At 66.9% G+C, this 25,552-nt stretch carries 19 protein-coding genes; 12 read left to right on the top strand and 7 right to left on the bottom strand.

Going from position 1 to position 25,552, the window contains the following annotated elements; all coding sequences use genetic code 11:
- From HB681_RS23910 to HB681_RS23900, 3 genes are read right to left on the bottom strand one after another with little or no spacing between them, the layout of a single operon-like run.
- A complete protein-coding gene (locus HB681_RS23910; protein WP_213957365.1) occupies nucleotides 1-1,818 on the bottom strand; it encodes a peptidase M61 in 1,818 nt (605 codons plus the stop codon).
- On the bottom strand, nucleotides 1,818-2,546 hold the full coding sequence (locus HB681_RS23905; RefSeq protein WP_213957469.1) for a DsbC family protein: 729 nt from the start codon (nucleotides 2,544-2,546) through the stop codon (nucleotides 1,818-1,820). Before HB681_RS23905 ends, HB681_RS23910 begins: the two co-directional genes overlap by 1 nt.
- A 22-nt stretch (nucleotides 2,547-2,568) precedes the next feature.
- Nucleotides 2,569-3,687 (bottom strand): FAD-dependent monooxygenase, encoded by a 1,119-nt coding sequence (locus tag HB681_RS23900; RefSeq protein ID WP_213957364.1) that lies wholly within the window; start codon nucleotides 3,685-3,687, stop codon nucleotides 2,569-2,571.
- A 74-nt stretch (nucleotides 3,688-3,761) separates the two neighbouring features.
- Here HB681_RS23900 and HB681_RS23895 point away from each other — a divergent pair, with 74 nt between their 5' ends.
- Both HB681_RS23895 and ychF read left to right on the top strand, forming a co-directional pair.
- On the top strand, nucleotides 3,762-4,643 hold the full coding sequence (locus HB681_RS23895; protein WP_213957363.1) for an MOSC N-terminal beta barrel domain-containing protein: 882 nt from the start codon (nucleotides 3,762-3,764) through the stop codon (nucleotides 4,641-4,643).
- 68 nt (nucleotides 4,644-4,711) lie between these two features.
- Nucleotides 4,712-5,803 (top strand): redox-regulated ATPase YchF, encoded by a 1,092-nt coding sequence (gene ychF / locus HB681_RS23890; RefSeq protein ID WP_213957362.1) that lies wholly within the window; start codon nucleotides 4,712-4,714, stop codon nucleotides 5,801-5,803.
- A gap of 35 nt (nucleotides 5,804-5,838) precedes the next feature.
- On the opposite strand, the gene HB681_RS23885 is transcribed toward ychF, so the two are convergent.
- Nucleotides 5,839-7,212, bottom strand: a complete 1,374-nt coding sequence (locus HB681_RS23885; RefSeq protein ID WP_213957361.1) for an MFS transporter — start codon at nucleotides 7,210-7,212, stop codon at nucleotides 5,839-5,841.
- Nucleotides 7,213-7,340: 128 nt separating this feature from the next.
- On the opposite strand from HB681_RS23885, the gene HB681_RS23880 reads away from it, so the two are divergent.
- Nucleotides 7,341-8,015 (top strand): glutathione S-transferase, encoded by a 675-nt coding sequence (locus HB681_RS23880; protein WP_213957360.1) that lies wholly within the window; start codon nucleotides 7,341-7,343, stop codon nucleotides 8,013-8,015.
- A 7-nt stretch (nucleotides 8,016-8,022) separates the two neighbouring features.
- Here the strand turns inward: HB681_RS23880 and HB681_RS23875 are convergent, their stop codons facing one another.
- Nucleotides 8,023-8,493: a YqaA family protein gene (locus tag HB681_RS23875; RefSeq protein ID WP_213957359.1), complete on the bottom strand. Its 471-nt coding sequence runs from the start codon at nucleotides 8,491-8,493 to the stop codon at nucleotides 8,023-8,025.
- A 181-nt stretch (nucleotides 8,494-8,674) separates the two neighbouring features.
- On the opposite strand from HB681_RS23875, the gene dusB reads away from it, so the two are divergent.
- Genes dusB through purH form a run of 3 tightly spaced genes read left to right on the top strand, consistent with a single transcriptional unit; the run spans nucleotide 8,675 to nucleotide 11,610 of the window.
- Nucleotides 8,675-9,727 (top strand): tRNA dihydrouridine synthase DusB, encoded by a 1,053-nt coding sequence (gene dusB / locus HB681_RS23870; RefSeq protein WP_213957358.1) that lies wholly within the window; start codon nucleotides 8,675-8,677, stop codon nucleotides 9,725-9,727.
- A gap of 22 nt (nucleotides 9,728-9,749) precedes the next feature.
- Nucleotides 9,750-9,986: a Fis family transcriptional regulator gene (locus tag HB681_RS23865; RefSeq protein ID WP_213957357.1), complete on the top strand. Its 237-nt coding sequence runs from the start codon at nucleotides 9,750-9,752 to the stop codon at nucleotides 9,984-9,986.
- A 16-nt stretch (nucleotides 9,987-10,002) separates the two neighbouring features.
- Nucleotides 10,003-11,610, top strand: coding sequence for a bifunctional phosphoribosylaminoimidazolecarboxamide formyltransferase/IMP cyclohydrolase (purH, locus tag HB681_RS23860; RefSeq protein WP_213957356.1), 1,608 nt, complete (start codon nucleotides 10,003-10,005; stop codon nucleotides 11,608-11,610).
- 186 nt (nucleotides 11,611-11,796) lie between these two features.
- On the opposite strand, the gene hemL is transcribed toward purH, so the two are convergent.
- Nucleotides 11,797-13,077 (bottom strand): glutamate-1-semialdehyde 2,1-aminomutase, encoded by a 1,281-nt coding sequence (gene hemL, locus HB681_RS23855; protein WP_213957355.1) that lies wholly within the window; start codon nucleotides 13,075-13,077, stop codon nucleotides 11,797-11,799.
- 36 nt (nucleotides 13,078-13,113) lie between these two features.
- Entirely contained in the window at nucleotides 13,114-14,085 is a 972-nt protein-coding gene (locus tag HB681_RS23850; RefSeq protein WP_213957354.1) for a bifunctional hydroxymethylpyrimidine kinase/phosphomethylpyrimidine kinase, read from the bottom strand.
- A gap of 111 nt (nucleotides 14,086-14,196) precedes the next feature.
- Between HB681_RS23850 and HB681_RS23845 the strand changes: the two genes are divergently transcribed.
- The 6 genes from HB681_RS23845 to HB681_RS23820 all read left to right on the top strand — a co-directional run bounded on the left by HB681_RS23845 (nucleotide 14,197) and on the right by HB681_RS23820 (nucleotide 25,116).
- A complete protein-coding gene (locus tag HB681_RS23845) occupies nucleotides 14,197-14,367 on the top strand; it encodes a rubredoxin (protein WP_213957353.1) in 171 nt (56 codons plus the stop codon).
- An 84-nt stretch (nucleotides 14,368-14,451) separates the two neighbouring features.
- Entirely contained in the window at nucleotides 14,452-14,850 is a 399-nt protein-coding gene (locus HB681_RS23840; protein WP_213957352.1) for a response regulator, read from the top strand.
- Complete coding sequence (locus HB681_RS23835) at nucleotides 14,850-15,215, top strand: response regulator (RefSeq protein ID WP_213957351.1); 366 nt, start codon at nucleotides 14,850-14,852, stop codon at nucleotides 15,213-15,215. Before HB681_RS23840 ends, HB681_RS23835 begins: the two co-directional genes overlap by 1 nt.
- Before the next feature lie 9 nt (nucleotides 15,216-15,224).
- Nucleotides 15,225-15,761: a chemotaxis protein CheW gene (locus HB681_RS23830; RefSeq protein WP_213957350.1), complete on the top strand. Its 537-nt coding sequence runs from the start codon at nucleotides 15,225-15,227 to the stop codon at nucleotides 15,759-15,761.
- 37 nt (nucleotides 15,762-15,798) lie between these two features.
- Entirely contained in the window at nucleotides 15,799-18,180 is a 2,382-nt protein-coding gene (locus tag HB681_RS23825) for a methyl-accepting chemotaxis protein (RefSeq protein WP_213957349.1), read from the top strand.
- A gap of 21 nt (nucleotides 18,181-18,201) precedes the next feature.
- Nucleotides 18,202-25,116, top strand: a complete 6,915-nt coding sequence (locus HB681_RS23820; RefSeq protein WP_345944732.1) for an Hpt domain-containing protein — start codon at nucleotides 18,202-18,204, stop codon at nucleotides 25,114-25,116.
- The last annotated feature ends 436 nt before the right edge of the window (nucleotides 25,117-25,552 follow it).

The raw sequence follows: 25,552 nt of genomic DNA, 5'->3' as shown, positions 1-25,552 counted from the left end.
TCAGTCCACGAGCCAGGCCGCGAGCAGCGCGGGGTCTTGCGCGAACAGGCGCCAGGTCGTCAACCCCGTCGGCAGCGTGAGCGGCAGCCGCAGGATGCGCCGGTCGCGCGCGACGATCGCCGTCATCTTCTTCTGCGGACCGAGGTAGAGCGCCAGGTCGTCCAGCTTGGTGATGCGCCAGGCCTGCGCGGGGTGGCCCTTTTTCGCGGGCACTTCGATGCCGAGCCATTCGTCGTTGGCTGCGAAGCCGGCCTGCTCGGCCGCGCCGCCGCGCAGCACGACCTTCACTTGCACGCTGCCGTTCGTCTCGCTGACGCGCAGGCCCAGTTCCTGCGCGCGCTGCGACGGGTCGTCGAGCGCGGCCACGCCGTGTGCGCGCAGCAACTCCGACAGGGGCAGCTCGTCGGTGCCATGCACCCAGGCTGCCATCTCCTCGTCGAAGGTGCGGCCGCCGATGGCCAGCAACGCGCTGGCGAAGTCGGCCTCGGTGATCGGGCCGCCCGCGCTCACGTTCCACAACAGCCGCATCACATCGTCGAGCGAGCCATTGCCTTCGCGGCGCAGCGTGAGGTCGAAGCACAGTGCGACCAGCGAGCCCTTGGTGTAGTAGCTGATGGTGCTGTTGGGCGTCTGCTCGTCTTGCCGGTAGTACTTGATCCAGGCATCGAAGCTGGCCTGCGCCACCGACTGCACCAAGCGCCCGGGAGACTGCAGCACGCCGTTGATGGTCTTGTTGATGAGCCTCAGGTAGCCCGCGTTGTCGATGCGTTCCGCGCGGCGCAGCAGCAGGTCGTCGTAGTAGCTGGTGAAGCCTTCGAAGAGCCAGAGCAGTTCGGTGTGGTTCTCTTGCCCGTAGTCGTAGCGCGCGAATTCCGCGGGTCGCAGGCGCTTCACGTTCCACGTGTGGAAGTACTCGTGGCTGATCAGGCCCAGCAGCGTGGTGTAGCCCTCGGGCTGCTTGCGGGCTTCGAGTTGCGGCAGGTCGCGGCGGGTGCAGATCAGCGCGGTGGAATGGCGATGCTCGAGGCCGCCGTAGCCGTCGTCGACGGCGTTCAGCATGAACACGTAGCGGTCGAAAGGCGCGCTCGGACCGCCGCGCTTGCCGACCTTGTCGCCATGCCAGAAGCGCATCTCGGTCTCGCAGATGGCGCGGGTGTCGGCGATCAGCTTGTCGCCGTCGAAGGATGCGGTGGCGCCAGCGACCACGAAGCAATGCGGCACGCCGCAGACGCTGAAGTCGGCGCTCCAGAAGGCGCCCATCTCGACCGGCGAGTCGGCCAGTTCGTCGTAGTTGGCGGCCCAATGCAGGCCGAAACCCTGGGCGTCGGTCACCACGCCGTGCAGGGCGGTGGCGCAGGACCACTGTGCGCCGCCGGGCACGGGTTCGGGCGCGACGATCTCGATGCCGTGCGGGTTTTCGGTCTGCCCCTCGACACGCAGGCAAAGGCTGGTGCCATTGAAGAAGCCGCGGTCGGCATCGAGCCAGGCGGTGCGCACCGAATGGTCGTAGGCACAGACCTCGTAGCGCAGCACGAGCGTCTTGCCGGCGGCGCAGTCGACTTGCCAGCTGTGCTTGTCGAGCTGCTGAATGGCCAGCGCGCGGCGGCCTTGCGATGCGCTCAGCTTCTGCAGGTTCTTGGCGAATTCGCGGACCAGGTAGCTGCCCGGTATCCACACCGGCAGCGACACGCGCTGCAGCGCGGCCGGGCTGTCGATGGTGAGCGTGATGGCGAACAGGTGCGCGTGGCGGTCGGCGCATTCGACGCGGTAGCGCAGCGCCGGCGCTTTGCGGCGCGGGGTGGCAACGGCCGGCGCCATCAATTGGCCGCGGCGAGTTGTTTCTCGACCTGGGCTGCCGGAATGGCGCCCGGTGCGCGCGTGCCGTCCGCAAAGATAAGCGTGGGCGTGCCCGTGATGTTGTACTTGCGGCCGAAGGCGACGTTGCGCTCAAGCGCCGCCGTGTCGCAGTTGGCGGGTGCGTCCTGCGGCTTGACCTCGCCGGACATCCAGTCGTTCCAGCTCTTCGCCTTGTCCTTGCTGCACCAGATGTTCTTCGACTTGACGGTCGAATCCGGGCCCAGGACCGGGTAGAGGAACAGGTAGACGGTGACGTTGTCGACGTTCTTCATGTCGCGCTCGAAGTGCTTGCAGTAGCCGCAGTTCGGGTCCTCGAACACCGCCAGCTTGCGCTTGCCGTTGCCGCGCACGATCTTGAAGGCGTCGTTGACGGGCAGCTTGTCGAAGGCGACTTCGCTGAGCTTCTCGACGCGCTCCTCGGTCAGGTTGCGGCGCGCCTTCACGTCGATCAGGTTGCCCTGCAGCAAGTAGTTGCCGTCGGCGTCGGTGTAGAAGATCTCGAAGCCGTTGATGCGCACTTCGAAGAGGCCCGGCATCGGCGACTTGGTGATCTCGTCGATCTTGGCGAATTGCGGGATGCGTGCGGCCAGGTTCTTGCGGATCTCGGCTTCGCCGGCGTGTGCCTGCAGCGTGACGGCAAGAACACTGCCGAAGGCCAGGGTAGCGAGGAGGTTGCGAGCGAGCTTCATCATGGTTGGACTTGTTGGTGGATCAGCGAAGGCCCATGGCCTGCCGGGCGATCCAGTTCTTGAGCAGTTGGGTCTGGTTGAAGCCGCGCATGCCCCAGTTGCGCAACGTGGGGATTGGATCCACGGTCTGCGAAAAAAGTTGCTGGAGACCGTCGGTGGTGAGGCTCATCGCCAGCACGTCGGCACGGCGGGCGCGTTCGTAGCGGCGCAGCAGGCGCGGGTCCCCCACGCTGCGCCAGTATTCGCGGTCTTTGAGGACGCCGGCCAGTGCGGCGGCGTCGGCCAGGCCGAGGTTCAGGCCCTGGCCGGCCAGCGGGTGCACGGTGTGTGCGGCATCGCCGGCCAGGGCCCAGGACTTGCCGTCCGGGAAGGCGCCGGTCCAGCGGTCGGCCATGGCGCGCTGCAGCGGCCAGGCGGCGCGTTCGCTGGTGAGCGTGAGGGCGCCGAGGGCGTTGCGCGTGGCCTGGCCCAACGCCGCCGCGAACTGGGCGGCGTCCTGCGCCATCAGTTCGGGCGCGCGGAACTGGTCGACCGACCACACCAGCGCCACCTGCCGGCCGGCCGCGCCGCCGAGGGGCAGCAAGGCCAGCACCTCGCCCTTGTCGTTGAACCATTGGCGGGCCATGCCATCGTGCGGGCGCTCGGCTTCGAGGCGGGCCGCAATGGCGTGCTGCGGGTAGCGGGTGACCTCATAGCGCACACCCAGGCCCTCGCGCGTCGCGCTGCCCTTGCCTTCGCAGACCACGGTCAGTGCGGCCGGGACCGGAGTTTCACGCACGTCGATCATGGGCTGGAAGCGCACGGCATCGGCCAGCTGGCGTTCCAGCGCGGGCACATCGACGATCCAGGCCAGCGCGTCGACCTTCTGGCGCTGCGCATCGAACTGCACGCGCCCGCCGTCGTCGCCATGCACCTGCATCTCGCGCACGGCGGTAGCGTGCGCATCGTCGGGCCAGGCGCGCAGCGATTCGAGCATGGTGCGCGAGGCGGTATTGAGCGCATAGGCGCGCACGTCGTCCTGGCTCGAGCGGGTCGCCGGCGCGACGAGGGCTACGCGCACGCGCTCGCGCGCGAGCAGAAGCGCCAGTGTGCGGCCGACGATGCCGGCGCCGCGAATGCAAACCTCGGGGGGAAGAGCCATCGCGGGATTGTAGGAGTTGGGGCTGGGCGGCGTGGACTGCGGGAGAATCCCGCTTCTTCCCCAAGGATCCATTCGTGACATCTGCCGCCTTCGATCTCCAGGCCACCATCGCCCGTCTTCTCGTCTACCCGGTCAAGTCTTGTGCCGGGGTGGACCTGCCGGAAGTGCTGCTGACCGAAACCGGCCTGGAGTTCGACCGCGCCTGGATGGTGGTCGACGCCGGGGGCGAGTTCGTCTCGCAGCGGGAACTGCCCCGGATGGCGCTGATCCAGCCCAAGCTCAAGCAGTTCGAGATGGTGCTGCGCGCCCCCGGCATGCTGGCGCTGCACGTCGCCTACGACCGGGTCGAGCAGCCGATGCGCGTGCGGGTGTGGAGCGACGAGGTGGCGGCCTACGACATGGGCGACGTCGCGGCCCAGTGGTTCAGCGATTTCCTCTCGGAGCCCGGAAAGCCGCAGAAGCTGCGCCTGGTGCGCTTCGACCCAGAGCACAAGCGCATCTCCAGCCTGAAGTGGACCGATGGTGTCGAGGCCCAGAACCAGTTTGCCGATGGCTTTGCGTTGCTGGTGGCGAGCGAGGCGTCGCTGGCGGAGCTCAACGAGAAGCTGGTCGCCGAGGGCCACGAGGCAGTCGTCATGGAACGGTTCCGGCCCAACATCGTGCTGGCCGGTGTCGAGGCACAGGACGAGGACCGCCTGGAGACCATGCACATCGCGACGGGCGAGGGCGAGGCGCTGCTGCAGCCGGTCAAGCCCTGTCCGCGCTGCCCGATGCCCGACATCGATCCCAAGACCGCCATCAGCAGCCCCGAGGTGGGCGACATGTTGCGCACCTACCGGCAGAATGCGCGCGTCGACGGTGCGGTCACCTTCGGCATGAACGCGATCGTGCTGCAAGGCATCGATTACATGCTGAAGGTCGGCCAGCCTGTCGCGGCCAACTACCGCTTCGAATAGCCGTAACGTGCCCAATGCCCCGGCCGCTAAAATCGCCGGCTCCCCAGATTCCCTGAAAGAACCCCGCCATGAGTCTCCAGTGCGGCATCGTCGGCTTGCCGAACGTCGGCAAGTCCACCCTTTTCAACGCATTGACCAAGGCAGGCATCGCGGCGGAAAACTATCCCTTCTGCACCATCGAGCCGAACACCGGCGTGGTGGAAGTGCCTGACCCGCGCCTGGCGCAGCTCAGCGCGATCGTCAAGCCCGAGCGCATCGTGCCGGCCATCGTCGAGTTCGTCGACATCGCAGGCCTCGTGGCGGGTGCGAGCACCGGCGAAGGTCTGGGCAACAAGTTTCTCGCCCACATCCGCGAGACCGATGCCACGGTCAACGTGGTGCGCTGCTTCGACGACGACAACGTGATCCACGTGGCCGGCAAGGTCGACCCGATCTCCGACATCGAAGTGATCCAGACCGAGCTCTGCCTGGCCGACCTCTCGACGGTCGAGAAGGCCTTGCACCGCCACACCAAGGTGGCGCGTTCGGGCGACAAGGACGCGCAGAAGCTAGTCGGCCTGCTGGAGCGCTGCCAGAAGGCGTTGAACGAGAACATCCCGGTGCGCGCGCTCGAGTTCTCGAAGGAAGAGATGCCGCTGGTCAAGTCCTTCACGCTGATCACGGCGAAGCCGGCGATGTTCGTAGGCAACGTGTCGGAGACCGGCTTCGATAACAACCCCTACCTCGACCGCCTGCGCGAATATGCCGCCAGGCAGGGCGCGCCCGTCGTCGCCATCTGCGCCAAGATCGAAGCCGAACTCGCCGACATGGACGACGAGGACAAGAAGATGTTCCTTGCCGAGATCGGCCAGGACGAGCCGGGCCTCAACCGCCTAATCCGCGCCGCGTTCAAGCTGCTGGGCCTGCAGACCTACTTCACCGCCGGCGTGAAGGAAGTGCGCGCCTGGACCATCCACATCGGCGACACCGGCCCGCAAGCCGCCGGCGTGATCCACGGCGATTTCGAGAAGGGCTACATCCGCGCCCAGACCATCGCCTTCGACGACTACATCGCCTTCAAGGGCGAGCAGGGCGCGAAGGACGCGGGCAAGATGCGCAGCGAAGGCAAGGAATACGTCGTCAAGGATGGCGACGTGATGAACTTCCTGTTCAGCCCTTGATGCGATTGCGGCCTCGTTCGCAGGGCCGCTTTCTTCTATTTGGCGACGACCAGCCGCAAGCCGCTGGTCACGCTCGCCACCGCCGCGAAGGCCGCGCCCAGCCACAGCGCATTCGTTGCGCCGTGCACGCCGGCCAGGCTGAAGCACAGCGCGGTCAATGCGGCGCCCGTGGCCTGGCCCAGCAAGCGTGAAGTGGCGATGGTCCCGCTCGCACCGCCGGCACGCTCGGGCGGTGCGGCCGACATGAGGGCGCGCAGGTTGGGTGCCTGGAAGAAGCCGAAGCCCGCGCCGCAGATCGCCATGCGGATCGCGATGTCGAGCACGCTGGGGTCGGCCGGCAGCAGCGCCAGCGAGACCATGCCCGCGCTCAGCACGGCGAGGCCGATGCCACCCAGCATCCCCGGCGGATAGTGGTCGGCGAGCCGGCCCGCGAGCGGCGCGGCAAAGGCCACCACCAGCGACCACGGCGACATCAGGAAACCCGTGTCGACCTGGTTGCGATGCAGCACGCCTTCGAAGTAGAACGGTAGAGAGACGAAAGCCAGCCCCTGCGCGGCAAAGGTGCAGACCGAGGTGATCGACGACAGCGCGAAGGCTGGGCGTCGGAACAAATCGACCGGCAGGATCGGCGAGGGCCGGCCATGCTCGCGTCGCACCAGCAGCATGCCGAACACCAATGCCACCGCGAGCGCGCCCAGCCACCAGCCCATCGGCTCGCGCTGCGCGGCCGAACCCAATGCGAGGATCAGCGCCGTGAAGGCCACCACGTTGTAGACGGCCGCGAGCTTGTCGAAGCCGTGCGTGCCGCGCGGCGAGGCCGGCAGAGACGGCATGGCGACCGCCAGCGCTGCAATGCCGAGCGGCACGTTGATGCCGAACAGCCACGGCCATGGCGCAACGCTCAGCACCAGCGAGGCCACGCTCGGCCCGACCGCGAAGCCGATGCCCACCACCAGCGCATTGAGGCCCACGCCGCGGCCGAGCCGATGCGGCGGATAGATGAAGCGCAGCAGTGCGGCATTCACGCTCATGATTCCGCTGGCGCCGAGGCCCTGCAGCGCGCGTGCGGCCGCGAGTGCAGGCAGCGTGGTGGCGAGCGCGCAGGCCAGCGAGGCGAGCGTGAAGATCGCGAGCCCGCCGATGTAGATGCGCCGGTGCCCCACGATGTCGCCCAGCGCCGCGAGCGGCAGGATGGTCGCGACCATCGCGAGCTGGTAGGCGTTGATGACCCAGACCGAGGCCGCCGGCGCGGCCAGCAAGTCGGCCGCGATCGCGGGCAGGGCGGTGTTGGCGATGGCCGTGTCGAGCGTGGCCAGCAGAACGGCCACCATGATTGCGGCGAGGGCGCGGCGGCCGCGGGGCGTGAGTGCATCGGCCGATGCGTTGTAGAGAGTCGACGGGCGATCCATGAGGGCGCAGGGTGATGCGACCGGAATGCCGCGTGTGGCATCGATGGTAGCGGTGCACCGTTCATCGCGTCGGCGAGCGCTTCGGCACACGCTGACATAGACTGCGCCGTCCCATCAGGCCCCCGTCCATGCTCACCGTCCATCACCTCAACAACTCGCGCTCGCAACGCGTCCTCTGGCTGCTCGAGGAACTCGGCCTTCCGTACGAGATCGTGCACTACCAGCGCGATGCGAAGACGATGCTCGCGCCGCCCGAACTGAGCAAGGTGCATCCGCTGGGCAAGTCGCCTGTAGTGACCACTGACGACGGCCTGGTGCTGGCCGAATCGGGCGCGATCATCGAGACGATCATCGAGCGCTTCGGCCAGGGCAGGTTGGCGCCGGTGGCAGGTTCACCGGAGGCAGTGCGCTACCGCTATTGGCTGCACTTCGCCGAAGGCTCGGCCATGTCTCCGCTGCTGATGAAGCTGGTCTTCGATCGGATCGAGAGCAGCGACATGCCCTTCTTCGCCAAGCCGATCGCGAAGGGCATTGCCGACAAGGCGAAGAGCCGGTTCGTCATGCCGAACATCGCAGCCCATCTCGACTTCATGGAAGGCGAATTGGGCAAGAGTGAATGGTTTGCTGGCGATGCGTTGACCGGTGCGGACATCCAGATGAGCTTTCCCGTTGAAGCCGCCAAAGCGCGCGGCGGGCTGGATGCATCGAGGCCGAAGTTGATGGCGTTCCTTGAACGCATTCACGCGCGCCCGGCGTACCAGCGTGCGCTGGAGCGCGGCGGGCCTTACGGACTGTTGAGTTGAGCTGAACTCAGCTCGGCCAGATATACAAGAGGGCCACCGTCATCGTCAGGTAGCGCGCAAACTTGCCGATGGCCATGTAGAAGACGCATGGCCAGAACGGCAGCTTGAGCCACCCGGCCACGGCGCAGAGCGGGTCGCCGACAAGCGGCAACCAGGCGAGCAGGCAGGCCTTGGGCCCCAGCCTTTCGAGCCAGCCCAGCACGCGCACGTGATGCTTGGAGTGTGAGTACTTATCTGCAATCTCGTGCGCGCCGTAACCCATCCACCAGTCGACCGCGCCGCCCAGCGTGTTGCCTGCGGTCGCCACGAAGATCGCGGGCCAGAACATGTCGGGGCTGAGCCTGAGCAATCCGAACAGCGCGGGCTCCGAGCCCAGCGGCAACAACGTAGCCGAAACGAACGAAACAAAAAACAGCGACGACAGGCCGTACTGCGGAAGCGCCAGCAACGCGAGGAGGGAGTCGAACCATGCTTGCATGTGCGCAGGAGTATAGGAACGTGTCGCAATATCGGCGTGTGGGAAAACGCGAGATGCGCATGTCAAGCGAATGAACGATAGCCATGACGGCGCATTCTGTTTCAGTCTCTGAAATCGAGCGCCAGTACAATCGTGCCTCATTTTTCAGCAGCCCCCGCTCGCTCCCCTTCCTCCTCCCACCATGCAGATCGGCCCTATCGCGCTGGAAAACCGCCTGTTCGTCGCGCCCATGGCCGGCGTGACCGACCGGCCGTTCCGCATGCTGTGCCGCGAACTGGGGGCGGGCTACGCGGTGAGCGAAATGGTGACCTCGCGCAAGGAGTTGTGGAACACGCTCAAGACCTCGCGCCGCGCCAACCATGAGGGCGAGCCCGGCCCGATCGCAGTGCAGATTGCCGGTACCGAAGCGGCCATGATGGCGGAGGCCACCGCCTACAACATCGACCGCGGCGCGCAGGTCATCGACATCAACATGGGATGTCCGGCCAAGAAGGTCTGCAACAAGTGGGCCGGTTCCGCATTGATGCGCGACGAGCCGCTGGCGCTGGAAATCGTGCAGGCAGTGGTCGATGCGGCGGCGCCGCATGGCGTGCCGGTGACCCTGAAGATGCGCACCGGCTGGAGTGCGGACCATCGCAACGCGGTCAAGCTGGCGCGCGATTTCGAAGCGGCCGGCGTGCAGATGCTCACCGTGCATGGACGCACGCGCGAGCAGGGCTACAAGGGCGACGCCGAGTACGACACCATCGCGGCGGTCAAGGCCGCGGTGCGTGTGCCGGTGGTGGCCAACGGCGACATCACGTCACCGCAAAAGGCGCGCGATGTGTTGGCGCTCACTGGCGCGGATGCGGTGATGGTCGGACGCGCTGCGCAAGGACGGCCATGGATCTTTCGCGAGATCGCGCACTACCTGGCCACGGGCAGCGAACTCGCGCCGCCGCTCGTCGCGGAAGTGCGGCGCCTGATGCTCGACCACCTGCAGGCGCACTACGCGCTCTACGGCGAGTTCAGCGGTGTGCGCACCGCGCGCAAGCACATCGGCTGGTATGTGCGCGCGCTGCCGGGGGGCGAAGCCTTCCGCGCCCACATGAACACCCTCGACGACTGCGCCTTGCAACTGCGTGCGGTCGCGGACTTTTTTGATGCGCTTGCGGTCCACACGGACCGCATGCCAGCCCGGGGCGCGGACGAAGATCTGCTCCCGGACGAGGAGGCGGCCACTGCCGCCGGATGAGTGAGAAGAAGAGAACCCCGACATGAGCAAAAAACAAATTGAAGACTGCGTGCGCAGCAGTCTGGAGACCTACTTTCGCGATTTGCGCGGCACCGAGCCTGACGGCGTGTACGACATGATCGTGCAGGTGGTGGAGAAACCGCTGCTCGACGTGGTGATGACACGCGCCGAAGGCAACCAGTCGCGCGCCGCGCAATGGCTGGGTCTCAACCGCAACACGCTGCGGAAAAAGCTTGTCGAGCACAAGCTCCTCAAATAACAACCAAACCTGATTCATGGCACTGACCGCACTGCTTTCCGTTTCCGACAAGACCGGCATCCTCGAATTCGCGCAAGCGCTCGACGCACTCGGCATCCGACTCCTCTCCACCGGTGGCACCGCAAAATTGCTGGCCGATGCCGGCCTGCCGGTGACCGAGGTGGCCGACCACACCGGCTTTCCGGAAATGCTCGATGGCCGCGTGAAGACGCTGCATCCCAAGATCCATGGTGGCCTGCTCGCGCGCCGCGATGTGCCAGCGCACGTGGCCGCCATCCAGGAGCACGGCATCGACACCATCGACCTGCTGGTGGTGAACCTCTACCCTTTCGAAGCCACGGTAGCCAAGACCGGCTGCACGCTGGAGGACGCCATCGAGAACATCGACATCGGCGGCCCGGCCATGGTGCGCAGCGCGGCCAAGAACTGGAAGGACGTCGGCGTGCTCACCGACGCCTCGCAATACCCGGGCGCGCTGGCCGAACTGAAGGCCGACGGCAAGCTCAGCGACAAGACGAAGTTCACGTTGTCGGTGGCCGCGTTCAATCGCATCGCCGACTACGACGGCGCCATCAGCGACTACCTCTCGGGCATCGACTTCGACGCCAGCGTGGGCCAGCCATCGCCGAGGCGCTCGCTGTTCCCGGCGCAGAGCAACGGCCGCTTCATCAAGCTGCAGGACCTGCGCTACGGGGAGAACCCGCACCAGCAAGCCGCGTTCTATCGCGACCTGTACCCGGCGCCAGGCTCGCTCGTGAGCGCGAAGCAGTTGCAGGGCAAGGAACTCAGCTACAACAACATCGCCGATGCCGACGCGGCCTGGGAATGCGTCAAGAGCTTCGACGTGCCGGCCTGCGTGATCGTCAAGCACGCAAACCCGTGCGGCGTGGCCATCGGCGCGAATTCGCTCGAGGCCTATTCGAAGGCCTTCAAGACCGATCCGACCTCGGCCTTCGGCGGCATCATTGCCTTCAACCGTACGGTGGATGTCGCGGCCGCGCAGGAGATCAACAAGCAGTTCGTCGAAGTGCTGATGGCGCCGGGCTACACGCCGGAAGCGCTGGAAGTGTTCAAGGCCACCAAGGCCAAGCTCAACGTGCGCATTCTCGAGATCGCCTTGCCGCCTGGCGGCGCGACGGATTGGGACAACGGGCGCAACGCGGTGGATGTGAAGCGCATCGGCTCGGGTCTCTTGATGCAGACGGCGGACAACCGCGTGCTCGCGGAAAGCGAACTCAAGGTGGTCAGCAAGAAGCAGCCGACGGCCGAGCAGTTGCAGGACCTGCTGTTCGCCTGGAAGGTCGCCAAGTACGTGAAGAGCAACGCCATCGTCTTCTGTGCGGGCGGCATGACGATGGGTGTCGGCGCGGGCCAGATGAGCCGGCTCGACTCGGCGCGCATCGCCAGCATCAAGGCCGAGCATGCGGGGCTGTCGCTGGCAGGCACCGCGGTGGCGAGCGATGCGTTCTTTCCGTTCCGCGATGGACTCGATGTCGTTGTCGATGCGGGTGCGACGGCTGTGATTCAGCCAGGTGGGTCGATGCGCGACCAGGAAGTGATCGATGCTGCGGATGAGCGTGGCGTCGTGATGGTCCTGAGCGGCGTTCGCCACTTCAGGCACTGAAACTTCGCCGCTCGGCTACTGCGCGGTCGCAGGGCGGCGTTGAGCCGCTGCTCGGGATCCTCACGTACTTGAGTACGTTCCGGTCCCTGCGCTGCGTTCGCCTTGCCCTGCAACCGCTCGCTACGCCGCTCGGCGAAGTTTTTGCGCCAGTCTCGGACGGTGCGTCCTCTGCTGTGAGGGGCGCGCTTACAGCGCCTTGAAGGTCTCGCGTGCCGCTTCGACGGTGGCGGCGATGTCTTCGTCGCTGTGCGCGGCGCTCACGAAGCCGGCCTCATACAACGCGGGCGCGATGTAGACGCCACGGTCGAGCAGGCCGTGGAACAGGGTGTTGAACTTCTTGTTGTCGGTGGTCATCACCGCGGCGTAGTTCTGCGGCAATTCGTCGAACAGGAAGAAGCCGAACATGCCGCCTTCGCTGTCGGCGCTGAAGGGCAGGCCTTCGGCCGCGGCGGCGGACTTCAGGCCGTCGATCAATGAGCGCGTCTTCAAGCCCAGTGCTTCATAGAAGCCGGGCTTGGCGATTTCCTTGAGCGTCGCGAGGCCGCAGGCCGTGGCCACCGGGTTGCCGGAGAGCGTGCCGGCCTGGTAGACCGGGCCGAGCGGGGCCAATTGCTCCATGATGGCGCGCGGTCCGCCGAAGGCCGCGAGCGGCATGCCGCCGCCGATGACCTTGCCGAGCACCGTGAGGTCCGGCGTGATGCCGAGCACGCCTTGTGCGCCATGCAGGCCCACGCGAAAGCCCGTCATCACCTCGTCGAACACCAGCAGCGCGCCATGCTGCGTGCACAACTCGCGGCAGCGCCTGGCGAACTCGGGCGTGGCGCGCACAAAGTTCATGTTGCCCGCAATGGCCTCGATCATCAGGCAGGCCAACTCGTGGCCGTGCAACGCAAAGGCTTCTTCCAGTTGCGCGAGGTTGTTGTATTCGAGGACCAGCGTGTGTTGCACGACTTCTGGCGGCACGCCCGCGGAGGTCGGGTTGCCGAAGGTCGCGAGGCCGGAGCCGGCCTTGACCAGCAGCGCATCGGCATGGCCGTGATAGCAGCCTTCGAACTTGATGATGTACTTGCGGCCGGTGGCGCCCCGCGCCAGGCGCAGCGCGCTCATCGCAGCCTCTGTGCCGGAACTCACGAGGCGCACCATTTCCATCGAGGGCACCAGCGCGAGGATGGCCTCGGCCAGTTCGATCTCGCGTTCGGTGGGCGCCCCATACGAGAAGCCTTCGAGCACGGCCTTCTGCACCGCCTCGACCACGGCCGGATGGCCATGCCCCAGGATCATCGGACCCCAGGAGCCGATGTAGTCGATATAGCGCTTGCCGTCCGCATCCCAGAAGTACGCGCCCTGCGCGCGGGTGATGAAGCGGGGCGTGCCGCCCACGGCCTTGAAGGCTCGGACGGGTGAATTCACGCCACCAGGAATCACGGCGCGGGCGCGCTCGAAAAGTATGTCGTTGCGGTCAGTCATGGGCGTGGATTCTCGCCCTTGCGGCGCGAGCGGGTGTCAGTGCCGCGTATCGTGCGGCGGCAATGCGAAGTCGATCGGATCTGCGGGACCCGCGTCGCCATCTTCCTCATCGTCTTCCTCGGTCTGCGCCCAGAACAGCCGGTCCGGCAGCACGTGGCCCATGCCGGGGCGGAAGCCGGCGTCGAGGCAGCGGTCCATGTAGCTCAGCGCCTCGGCGGTGGCGGCGGTGAGGTCGGTGCCGCTCGCAAGCAGCGCGGCCAGCGCGGCCGACAAGGTATCGCCCGCGCCCGAGAACACGGCTTCGAGCCTTTCGTATTTCTCGTTGGCCAGGACGGCTTGCGGCGAGGCCAATACGTTGTCGAAAAACTGGTCGGGCAGTACGATGCCCGTCACGAGCGTGTAAGGCACGCCGTGTTCGCCAGCAGCCCGGGCAATGTCACGTGCCGTGGGGCTGCGATCACCGGTCCAGTCGGGGAGCAGCCAACGCCACAGCGTGCTGTGGTTGCCGACCAACACCGTGGTCTGCGGCAGCAGCAGGTCGCGGAAGGCATCGTGATAGGGCTCGATCTGGTTTTCTTCCCACCATGAAAGGTTGGGCATGTAGGCAACCAGCGGCAGATCGGGATAGTCGCTGGCAGTTTCCGCAATCGTGCTGAGGTTCTCGGGGGTGCCGACGAAACCGACCTTGATCAGTCGCACCTCCACGTCCTCAAGAATGGCGCGGGCTTGTTCGGCAACGGCCTCTTCGTCAAAAGGGAAGTGCTCGAAGATTTCCGCGGTGTCGCGTGCGTAGGCGCCGGTGACCACGGGGAGCATGTGCGCACCGACCGATGCCATCGCCAGCGCATCGCCGGCGAGGCCGCCGGCGCCACTGGGATCGCTGGCATTGAAGACCAGCACGCAGGGCGGGTTGAGGTCCTCCTCCGACGCCAGGTTTTCGTCGTCGGAGGCCCCGGTAAGATCGGCCGCATCACTCGCGGCTCGTGAAGGTAATAGGTAAGTTTTCATGCGCCGTGGTGAGTCACCTCGATGGTGGCATAAGTGAGACGCTTGTCACAGGGAACTGTGAAACGTCTAGATACAATCGTTGCATTCTATGAACAGGGACTTTAAGCTGCGATGAATACGAAAACCTGGATGTGCCTGATTTGCGGGTGGATCTACGACGAAGCGACAGGGGTGCCGGAGGACGGTATTGCGGCTGGTACAGCCTGGGCTGAGGTCCCCATGAATTGGACTTGCCCGGAGTGTGGCGCTCGCAAGGAAGACTTTGAAATGGTTGAAATCTGAAGCATGGCATAGGGCTGCGCTTCATGAAGCGCCGAACGTATCGGCGCGGTATTGATCGAAGTCTCTATATGAGGAGCGTGCGCCATGAGCACCCATGCATCCGGTTACAAAGTGCTGGTGATTGATGACAGCAACACGATTCGGCGCAGCGCCGAGATCTTCCTCAAGCAGGGTGGCCACGAAGTGCTGTTGGCCGAAGACGGATTCGATGCACTCTCCAAGGTCAACGACCACAAGCCGCACCTGATCTTCTGCGACATCCTGATGCCTCGCCTCGACGGATATCAGACCTGCGCCATCATCAAGCGCAACGCCCAGTTCTCCTCCGTGCCGGTCGTCATGCTGTCCTCCAAGGACGGCGTGTTCGACAAGGCGCGCGGTCGCATGGTCGGCTCGCAGGACTACCTCACCAAGCCTTTCACCAAAGACCAGCTGCTGCAAGCCGTGCAGCAGTTCGGCCTCGTTCAAACGGAAGCCCTCTGATGGCCATTCACAAAGTACTCGTGGTTGACGACTCGAAGACGGAACTGATGTTCCTCTCCGACATGTTGCAGAAGAACGGCTTTGCCGTGAAGACGGCGGAGAACGCCGACGACGCCATGCGCCGCCTCGAAGAAGAGCGTCCCGACCTGATCCTGATGGACGTGGTGATGCCCGGCCAGAACGGCTTCCAGTTGACGCGCGCCATCGCACGCAACCCGAAGTACGAGAACCTGCCGATCATCCTGTGCACGAGCAAGAACCAGGAAACGGACCGCGTATGGGGCATGCGCCAGGGGGCGAAGGACTACATCGTCAAGCCCGTCGTTGCGGCAGAGTTGATGTCCAAGATCAGCGCCCTCGCCTGAGGCGAAGCCATGGCCAATCGCGACGCCCTGCGCGCATTTCAATCCCGCCTTGCGGGTCGCCTGCAAGCGGCGCGCAGCACCGGTGTGTCGGCCTCGTGGCTGGCCGTCGAGGCGGGGGATGCCAGGTACCTCTTTCCGCTCGGGCATGCGGGCGAAATATTCCCGTGGACACAACCGCAGCCGGTGCCCTACACCGAGCCGTGGTTCCTCGGCGTGGCCAACCTGCGCGGCGGGCTCTATGGCGTGGTGCAGTTGTCCACCTTCGCCACCGGCCAGCGCAGCGCCGCGGCGGTGACGGAAGCGACCCGGGCGCAGTCGCGGCTGGTGGCGCTCAACGAACTGCTGGAAGTCAATTGCGCGTTGCAGATCGATCGCCTGATCGGCCTGCGCGGCGTGGAAGCCTTCACCGATGCCGCAGCCCCGGATGCCGACGCGCCGGGCTGGATGGGACACGCCTACATCGACGCCGATGGCGCCAGGTGGCAGGAAGTCAACCTGCAAGCCCTTTCGCAACAACCTGAATTCCTGAGCATCGGCGCTGCCTGACGGCTGGCCGGACATTGAAATCAAAAGAGGACTGACCGTGAGCCCCATCGCCGAAAAGTTCAAGAAACTCCTACCCACCCACGACGACAGCGTGGCGGTTCGCGCCGACGGCGCCCCGCTGCCCGACGATGTCGAGATCGTCGAGCCGATGGACGAAAAAACCGTGCATGTGCATCGCGACGCCATGGCCCCGACCACGCATGTCGCGGGTGAGCCCGTCCCTGCGGCCAACGATGCGCCGGTGACTGGCGACGCCGCGCCGATCGAGCCGACGATGGAGCCCCTGGTGGCGCCTTCGATGGAGCCGTCGATGCCTGTGGAGCCGATGTTGGTCGCCCCAGCCGCCGCAGCCAGCGCCGCCCCGACGGGCGAGCCGCCGCGCTCCAACTCGGCGCGCCAGCAGCGCATCCTGGCCGCCGCGCTGGCCGGCGTGGTGCTGTTGCTGCTGCTGGTTGCGGGTTCCTCGATTCTTCGCGCCGAACGCCTGGCGCAACAGGTGGCGGCCACTGGCCAGTCGCTGATGCAGTCGCAACGCCTGGCCAAGTCGGTCTCGCAGGCGCTGGTGGGCAGCGTGCCGGCCTTCGCCGAAGTGAAGGACAGCGCCGACGACTTGTCGCGTCGCGTGCAGGGCCTGGCCAACGGCGACGAATCGCTCAAGCTGGAGCGCGTGGGCAGCCAGTACGACGAGGAGTTCGCGAAGATCACGCCGCTGGTCCAGCGTGCGGATGCCAGCGCCAAGGCGGTGCTGTCGCAGCAGAAGATCCTGACCCAGGTGGGCACCGCGCTGCGCGGCATCAACCGCCAGTCCTCCGACCTGCTTGAAATGGCCGAGACCGTGGCCTCGCTGAAGATGCAGCAGAACGCCACCATCCCCGAGATCTCGGCCGCAGGCCAGCTCGTGATGCTGACGCAGCGCATCGGCAAGTCGGCCAACGAATTCCTGACGGTTGAAGGCGTGAGCCCCGACGCCGTGTTCCTGCTGGGCAAGGACCTGAACACTTTCCAGGAAGTGACCAAGGGCCTGCTCGACGGCAACTCGCAACAGCGCCTGCCGACGACGCGTGATGCACAGACCCGCGCGCAACTCGAACAGATCCTCAAGACCTTCGAGCAGACGCGCGCCCAGGCCGGTTCCATCCTTGGCAACCTGCAAGGCCTGGTGACCGCACGCGAAGCGCAAAACACGATCCTGACCGACAGCGAGCCGCTGCGCGGCCTGCTCGGCGAACTGCAGGACAAGCTGTCGGCCCGCACCGGCCTCGGCGCCGGCACCATCCTGATGCTGCTGGTGCTGTCGGTCGCCGCACTGGCACTCGCCGGCGCCATCGGTTTCGTGCAGGTTCGCGAAGGCCGCGAGCGTGCCGCCATCGCCGAGCAGGAGCGCCTTGCCGCCGACATGCAGCGCGAGGAAGCCAGCCGCGTGAACACCGCCAACCAGGCTGCCATCTTGCGCCTCATGAACGAACTGCAGACAGTGGCCGAAGGCGACCTGACGCAGGAAGCCACGGTGACCGAAGACATCACCGGCGCCATCGCCGACTCGGTGAACTACACGGTGGAAGAACTGCGCCTGCTGGTGGGCAACGTGCAGAACACGGCATCGCGCGTGGCGAGCACCACGTCGCAGGTGGAAAACACCTCGACCGAACTGCTGGCCGCATCGACGGAACAGCTGCGCGAGATCCGCGACACCGGCCAGTCGGTGCTGACGATGGCCGAGCGCATCAACGGCGTGTCCTCGCAGGCGCAGGAGTCCGCCACGGTGGCGCGCCAGTCGCTGGAAGCCGCTTCGTCGGGCCTGCAGGCCGTGCAGAACGCCATCGGCGGCATGAACTCGATCCGCGACCAGATCCAGGAAACCTCCAAGCGCATCAAGCGCCTGGGCGAATCCTCGCAGGAGATCGGCGAAATCACCGAGCTGATCTCGGACATTACCGAACAGACCAACGTGCTGGCGCTGAACGCAGCCATCCAGGCAGCGTCTGCCGGTGAAGCCGGCCGCGGCTTCTCGGTGGTGGCCGAAGAAGTGCAGCGACTCGCTGAACGTTCCGCAGACGCCACGCGCCAGATCTCGGCGCTGGTGAAGGCGATTCAGACCGACACGCAGGATGCCGTCGGCGCCATGGAGCGCTCCACGCAGGGTGTGGTCGAAGGGGCGAAGCTGTCCGACAACGCCGGTACTGCGCTGTCCGAGATTGACCGCGTGTCGCGCCGCCTCGCAGAGCTGATCGAGCAGATTTCGCAATCCGCCTCCCGCGAAGCCAATTCGGCCAACGTGGTGGCTGCCAACATCCAGCACATCTTCGCGGTGACGGAACAGACCGGAGAAGGCACGCGGACCACGGCCGCCCAGGTGCGCGAGCTGTCGCACATGGCCGAAGAGTTGCGCCAATCGGTGTCCCGTTTCAAGATCGTCTGATTCACTGCCTGAGCCCCCACTGTGCCGACTCCTGCCACCGCCCCCGTCGCCGGCATCGCGCCGGCCACCGAAGACCTGGGGCCGTTGGCCTGGGTGCTCGAAGAGATCCAGAAATCGGTCGATGCCACCAGCAAGTCGCTGAAGCGATTCCTGCGTGAGTCCAACGGCGCGCCCGATGCCGACATCGGCCAGCTGCGCGTCGCGCGGCAACAGTTGCACCAGGCCGTCGGCGCGCTGCAGATGGTCGACCAGCGCGCGCCGGCGCTGGTGCTCGGCGCCATGGAATTCGCGGTGCAGAGCTTCGTGCAGGAGCCCTCGCGCTGCAACGAGGCGGCCGTCCTCAAGATGGACCGCGCCGGTTTTGCCGTCGCCGACTTCCTGAACGCGATGCTCGCGGGCAAGACGGTGTCTTCCGTGGCGCTGTTCCCGCAGTACCGCGACGTGCTGGAACTGGTCGGCAACGAGCGTGTGCATCCGGCCGACCTGTGGACCACGTCCTGGCACTGGGCCAACATCTCGCTGCAAAGCCACAAGCCGGCGCTGGTGTACGACCCGGCGGTGCGCTCGCGGCTCGACCGCGAGGTGCTCAAGGTCGTCAAGAGCGGCGACGACGAGGCCGCGCGCCGGCTGCAGGAAATCTGCGTCGGCCTGTCGCGCGGCGCGGGTGTGCCGCACGTGGCGGACTTCTGGGCCATCGCGGCTGCCTTCTTCGAGGCCTTGGGCCTAGCGCTGGTGCCGGCGGACGTCTATGTGAAACGCGCCGCCTCGCGCGTGCTGCTGCAGTACGCCACGCTGGCGCGCAGCGACAACACGGTGTCGGAGCGGCTTGCGCACGATCTGTTGTTCTTCTGCGCCCAGGCCGTGCCGGGCATTCGCGATGAAGCCCGCATCCTGCGCGCCGTGCGTGCGGCATGGGGCATCGCCGGCGAGCGTGCGGTCGACTACGCCACCGAGCAGTTCGGCCGCTTCGACCCGGTCGTGCTGGCGCAGGCGCGCAAGCGCATCGAGACTGCCAAGGAGATGTGGTCGGCCTTGTCCGGCGGCGACGTGACGCGCCTGCGGCAGGTGGCGGACACCTTCGCCCAGCTGGCCGAGTCGCTGCAGAAGCTGCATCCGCCGAGCCTGCCGATGGCGCAGGCGCTGACCAACGCGGTGGAGTCTTCCATCAAGTCCGGCAAGCCGCCGAAGACCGAACTGGCGATGGAAGTCGCCACCTCGGTGCTGTACCTCGAGGCCGCTTTCGAAGACCTCGACCCGCATGACCGGCAGCTCACCGCGCGCACCGTGCAATTGGCCGGCCGCATCGAGCGTGCACGCGAGAGCGGCCAGTCGGAGCCGCTCGAGTCGTGGATGGAAGAGCTGTATCGCCGCGTGAGCGATCGCCAGACCATGGGCACCGTGGTCGATGAACTGCGTGCCCACCTTGGCGAGCTGGAAAAGTCGCTCGACCAGTTCTTCCGCCGGCCGGCAGAGAAGACGCTGCTGCGCACGGTGCCGACGCAACTGATGCAGATGCGTGGCGTGTTCTCGGTGCTGGGCCTGGAGCAGGCGGCGCAGACCGTGCAGCGCATGCGCGACAACGTCGAGCAACTGATGGCCGGCAGCGAGCCCGCCGATGAGTCGGGGGCCTTCGACTCGCTGGGCAACAACCTCGGCGCGCTCGGCTTCCTGATCGACATGCTGGGCTACCAGCCGACCTTGGCCAAGCGGCTGTTCGTGTTCGACGAGAAGACGGGCGAACTCAAGCCGCTCATGGGCCGCCAGGCGGCGGAGGCCGAAGAGGTGGCGGAGCCGGCACCTGTCGCTCCCGTCGCCGTGCCTGTTGCCGCACCGTTGGCCGCACCCGTGGCCGCGCCGGTGGCCCTCGCGCCGACATCCGCCGCGGTCACACCGCCGCGTGCCGAATCCCTCCTGAGCGCCGACGAAATCGACGCGCAGATCGCCGCGCGCCTGGCCGCGCTGGCCACGCCGAAGAACAAGCCGGCCACGCCGATCGAGGAGTTCCGCCGCGCCACCGACAGCTGGACCGCGAAGATCACCGGCCCGGCACCGCTCGAGGCGCTGCCGGACACCGAAGTGACCGAGCTGGACGAAGACGACCTGCAGAGCATCTTCCTGGACGAAGCGCGCGAAGTGCTGCACAACGGCCTCGCGGCCATTGCGGCATTGGGGCGCGACCCGGCGGACATCGGCGAGTTGACCGTGCTGCGTCGCGCGTTCCACACGCTCAAGGGCAGTTCGCGCATGGTCGGCCTGACCGAGTACGGCAACGCAGCCTGGTCCTTCGAGCAGGTGCTCAACACCTGGCTGGCCGACCAGCGGCCGGCCACGCCGGACCTGCTGGAAGGCGCCGGCACGGCGATGCGCGACTTCGCCAAATGGGTCGAGGCCATCGCATCGGGCGAGCCGCACACTTGGCAGGCCGAACCCTTCCACACCCTGGCCGAAGCACTGAGCAGCGGCCAGCAGATTCCGGCGCCGGCACCGATGCCCAGTGCCGATCAACTGGCCGTGGCCGCGCGCCGCATCGCCGACGAGCCGCCAGCGCCGGCGCCCGTGGCCGAGCCGGTGCACGTCTCGGTGCCGCTGCCCGACAGCGCCTACGCCCGGCCGCCGATGCCCGAGCTGCCGGACCTGGACTTTGCGTCGACCGACTTCGACACGCCGTCCTTCGACGTACCGGTGTCGCGGTCCGATGTGCCGCCATTTTTTGCACCGTCCGCGCCGCCCACGTCCGCGCCTCTGGCCGACGCGGCCACCGACTGGTCCGGCCTGCACTCGCGCGGCGCGGTCGACGAGACGCCGGCGCGCAAGGAAAGCTACGACGAATTCCTCGGCTCCTTCGACACGACCGACCTCGCCGGTCTCGATGAGCCGGCGCAGCCAGTCAAGCCCGACACCGCGGCGATCGCGGGCGCCGAGGACATCGACTTCTTCGCAGCCGCGGCCCCATCGGCGCAGGACTTTTCCTTCGAATCGACGGACCTGCAACCGCTGGCCGACATGCCGTCTGACGCGTCGATGGAAGCGCCAATGGATGCGCCGGTGGAGGCGATGATCGATTTCCCGCTGGAACTCACGTCGACGGACGAGGCGCCCGCGGCGCCGGCCGTCGCGCCCGTGGTGGAGGTCGACTTCGATCCACAGGAACCCGCAGAAGCCGAGCCGCTGCCGCAGGCGGCAGCGCCGCTGGAAGAAGCGGCCGGTGCGGAAGTGCCGCCGCACGAATTGACGGCGGCGACGCTTGACACAGATGCCGTCGCTGAAGCGCAGGCGGACGCAGGCGCAGTGGTTGATGCTCAGGCAGCCGGTGTTGCTGACGCAGCTGTGCATGCTGACGCCGCCATGGATCCTGTCGCGGCCCTTGATGCCGAAGTCGACGCAACAGCGGACGCAGACTCACCGATCGAAGCCGTCGCCGGGCACGAGCCCGTCGACGTGGCCGCCGAGCCGGAACTCGTGGCCACCGCCGCAGCTGCGGAGCCGCCGGCCCCGCCCAGCGCGGACGACCCGATCAAGGCGATCGGCCCGCTGCGCATCGGCATCGCCCTCTACAACGTCTTCCTCAACGAGGCCGACGAATGGTCGCGCCAACTGGCAAGCGACGTCAGCGAGTGGGCGCTGGAGCCCGGAGTGCCGATGCCCGATTCGGCCGTCGCGCTGGCGCATTCGCTCGCGGGCAGCTCGGCCACGGTCGGCTTCCAAAGCCTGTCGGGCATGTCGCGCCTGCTGGAGTCCGCGTTGCAGCACCTGCACCTGCAGGGCGGCGGCACGCCGCAGCAGGGCACGGTCCTCATTGCCGCGACGGAAGAACTGCGCCGGCTGCTGCATCAGTTTGCCGCTGGCTTCCTGAAGGAGCCGGCGCCCGAGACCCTGGCTGCATTGCGAGAGGTCGCGGCTTCGCCGATGCCGGTCGAGGCCGATGAGCCGGTGGTTGCGCGGGCCGAGGAAGAGAGGGCCGAGGCAGCGCTCGAAGCGGGCGAGGGTCCGGACGTCGAACCCGCAGAGGCCGAAGCGGTCGAGGTGGAAGGCCTGGAAGCCGGACCGGCCGCAGGCGAAATCGAAACGGACGAAGCGGAGCGCGCTGCGGCTGAATCCGTCGAAGCCTCGATCCCGGCGTTCGAACCCGTCGAAGCTGAACGCGTCGAAACCGAGCGCGTTGAAGCACAGCCCGTCGAAGCAGAGGCACAGTCAGAAGCAACTGACGCAGAGGCAGACGCCGCAGAAGCAGTCCAGGCAGTCGAACCGGCCCAGGCAGTCGAACCGCTCCACGCAGTCGAACCGGTCCACGCAGTCGAACGGTTCGAGCCAGTCCTGGCAGTCGAGCCTGTCGAAGCAATCCAGGCCAGCCCTGCCGAGCCCCAAGCGCTCGCCGAGCCCGTCGCTGCCGCACCAGCCGTTCCCGCCCCGAGCGCCGAAGTCCGCACCGTCGTCACGATGCCCGCCTTCGCCGTCGTCGAGCCGGCCGTCTACGACGACAGCGAAGACCCGATCGACCTGGTCGATGCGGTCGATGCCGACCTGTTCCCGATCTTCGAGGAAGAGGCCGCCGAGTTGTTGCCGCAGCTCGGCACGGCATTGCGCGCCTGGCATGAGCAGCCCGAGGTGATGGCGCCGCGTGCGTCGATCCTGCGCACGCTGCACACGCTCAAGGGCAGCGCGCGCCTTGCCGGCGCGATGCGCCTGGGTGAGCGCGCGCACCGCATGGAGTCCGAGATCGAACTGCTCGGCAACGAATCCGTGCCGCGCGAAGCCATCGGTCGCCTGCTGGCTCGCCACGACGTGCTGCAAGCCACCTTCGACGACCTGCGCGCGGCCGACGATGCCACGCAGGCACAGGTCGCGAACCGCGCGGCGGAAGCCGCCGCCGCCACGCGCCGCGCATTGGTGGAGGAAGTGCCGGCGCCTGCCATGCCGGCGGTCGCCGAAGCCGACGAGTCCGCCAACGAGCCGCTGGCCGATCCGTCGCAGGCTGCGCAGCTGTCCCCGTCCCCTTCCACGGCCAGGTCCGCCTTGCCGACACCGGTCGCGCTGGCCGTATCGCGCCAGGCTTCGAGCCAGGCCGTGCGCGTGCGCACGCAGTTGCTGGACCGCCTGGTGGCCCAGGCCGGCGAGGTCATCATCACGCGCTCGCGGCTGGAGGTCGAGATCGGCCAGCTGCGCAGTTCGCTGACGGACCTGACCGGCAACCTGGACCGCCTGCGCCAGCAGTTGCGCGACATCGAGGTGCAGGCAGAAAGCCAGATGCAATCGCGCCTGGCCCAGGCCAAGGATTCGCAGCAGGGCTTCGACCCGCTGGAGTTCGACCGCTTCACCCGCGTGCAGGAACTGACGCGCATGATGGCCGAGTCGGTGAACGACGTGGCCACCGTGCAGCGCACCTTGCAGAAGACGGTGCAGGCGACGGAAGACGACCTGAGCGCCCAGGCGCGCCAGACGCGCGAACTGCAACGCGGCCTGCTGCGCACCCGCATGGTCCAGTTCGAGGACCTGTCGGAACGCCTCTACCGCGTGGTGCGCCAGGCGTCGAAAGACACCGGCAAGCAGGTCCGGCTGGACATCACCGGCGGCAACATCGAGATGGACCGCGGCGTGCTGGACCGCATGACGCCGGCCTTCGAGCATCTGCTGCGCAACTGCGTGGCGCACGGCATCGAGGACGCCGAGGTGCGCGAGCGGGCCGGCAAGGAAGCCAGCGGCTTCATCGGCATCGAGCTGCACCACGAAGGCAACGACGTGTCGGTGAGCTTCCGCGACGATGGCGCCGGCCTCGACCATCAGCGCATCGCCGAGCGGGCACGCGCCCTCGGCCTGATCGCGTGGGACCATCAGCCGTCCGACCAGGAAGTGTCGGAGTTCATCTTCCAGCCGGGCTTCTCGACGGCGGCGCAGGTCTCGGAACTGGCTGGTCGTGGCATCGGCATGGACGTGGTGCGCTCGCATGTGGCCGCGCTCGGCGGGCGCATCGAGACGCAATCGACGCCCGGCCAGGGCACCACCTTCAAGCTGGTGCTGCCGCTCACGACCGCGGTGACGCACGTGGTGATGCTGCGCGCTGGCAACGTGTCTTTCGGCGTGCCCTCGGGCCTGGTCGAACTGGTGCAGCGCGCCAGTGCGGCAGACCTCGAATCGGCGTACCTGAACCAGCAGTACGGTTTCGGCGGCGAGCAGGTGCCGTACTTCTGGAGCGGCGCGTTGCTGCAGGCAAGCGCGCGCAGCGAGCGCGGCCTGGCCAAGAACAACGTGGTCGTGGTGGTGCGCAGCGCGGCACAGCGCGTGGCGCTGCACGTCGACGAAGTGCTGGGCAACCAGGAAGTGGTGGTGAAGAACCTCGGTCCGCAACTGGCGCGGCTGCCCGGCATGGCCGGCATCTCGGTGCTGGCCTCGGGTGCGGTGGCGCTGATCTACAACCCGGTGGCGCTGGCCGCGGTGCACGGCGACCAGGCCCGCGCGCTGCAGGCTACCGGCATTCCGTCGATGGCGAAGGCTGGCGCAGGCGGCCATGCCAACGTGCCGGTGGCGGTCGAGGCGCAGCAAGCCCCGCCGCAGGTGCCGCTGGTGCTGGTGGTCGACGACTCGATCACCGTGCGCCGCGTGACGCAACGCCTGCTGCAGCGCGAAGGCTATCGCGTGGCCCTGGCGGCGGACGGCCTGCAGGCGCTGGAGCGGCTGCAGCAGGAGCGTCCGGCGGTGGTGCTGTCGGACATCGAGATGCCGCGCATGGACGGCTTCGACCTGGCGCGCAACATCCGCGCGGACGAGTCGCTGGCCGGCATGCCGATCATCATGATCACCTCGCGCATCGCCGAGAAGCATCGCGAGCATGCCAAGCAACTGGGCGTGAACCACTACCTGGGCAAGCCGTACTCGGAAGAGGAACTGCTGCGCCTGGTGCGGGCGTTCACCGACGACAGGGTGCTGGCGGCTGCGGCCTGACCTGCTGCCGGTCCGGGGCCGCAGCGGGTGGCCCGGATGCGGGTGCTTGCACGCAGCCTGAAGGCAGCTCAGCGACCTACCCGTGGGCCAGAAAGACGAGGCCCTCGAAATCAAGGCAGCTGTTGGCCGACTTGAAGTCTCGGTATGTGATGCCAACTTCCGTTGCGTCTCTGCAGGCGGCGTTCGGCGAGCGGTGGATGGCTTCGGGCCTGGTTTGGCGCCACTTTGATGTCGCCGTTTGGCGGAAAGTCTGAATTGCTCGACCTTGCCCTTGGTCTTGGTTGTTGGAATCCAGGCTCCTCCCTCGCTGGCAAGTGCCCGCAACTGCCCCCGACCGAGATAAGCCCCCAGACAAACTTGGAAGCCTATGAGATTCGTTCGCTGGTCCGCAGAGCCGCAAACACCTTGAATGCAAGGGATTGCGAGTCCAAAGGTA

The organism is Variovorax sp. dw_954 (assembly GCF_018449755.1).
Classification (GTDB): Bacteria; Pseudomonadota; Gammaproteobacteria; order Burkholderiales; family Burkholderiaceae_C; genus Variovorax.
The sequence above is the reverse complement of the archived record's forward strand: the minus strand, read 5'-3'. Positions and strand labels throughout refer to the sequence as shown.